This window comes from Natrinema soli, assembly GCF_028618695.1.
Window position 1 is genome coordinate 1 of record NZ_JAQIVI010000449.1, and the last position, 581, is coordinate 581.

At 67.8% G+C, this 581-nt stretch carries 1 protein-coding gene and 1 pseudogene; both read left to right on the plus strand.

Features of this window, described 5'->3' with window-relative positions:
* Nucleotides 1-307 (plus strand): annotated as a pseudogene (locus PGX04_RS23620) (phosphate ABC transporter ATP-binding protein); the annotation flags it as partial.
* Between the two features lie 75 nt (nucleotides 308-382).
* The coding region (locus PGX04_RS23625; RefSeq protein ID WP_273740745.1) for a helix-turn-helix domain-containing protein at nucleotides 383-581 on the plus strand (199 nt) is incomplete at its 3' end.

Here is a 581-nt window from a genome sequence, read left to right on the forward strand (position 1 = left end):
ATCTGCGCTCGCGCCGCGACCCGAACTGCTCGTGCTCGACGAGCCGACCTCGGATCTCGACCCGCGGAACACGGCCATCCTCGAGCGCGCTATCGAGCGCGCCCGCGAGCGCGATCACGGCGTCTTGCTCGCGACCCACGACATGCACCAGGCCGAGCGGATCTCGGATCGCGTCGCCTTCCTGCTCGAGGGCGAACTGATCGAGGTCGGCCCGCCCGAGCGGATCTTCGACGATCCCCGCGACGAGCGAACCGCACGGTTCGTCAACGGAGACCTGTTGTACGATGAAAACGAACTTCTCGCGTGAACGCCAAGGGGGACTCGAGCGGCTCCGGACACGGCTGCGCGTCGGCCAAATCCACCGCGTGATCCACCGATGACCATGGAAAAGGAGTTCGACCCCTACCTGCGGATCGATGAGGTCGCCGTCGATCGCAGCGATATCGCGATGTTGCGCGCGATCGACGACCGCGGCTCGCTGTCGGGGGCAGCCGACGCCCTCGAGCGCTCCTACCCCCGCCTCCAGCAGCGAGTGGTGACGCTCGAGGAGGCGATCGGCCCCCTGGTCGAGCGCACTCGCG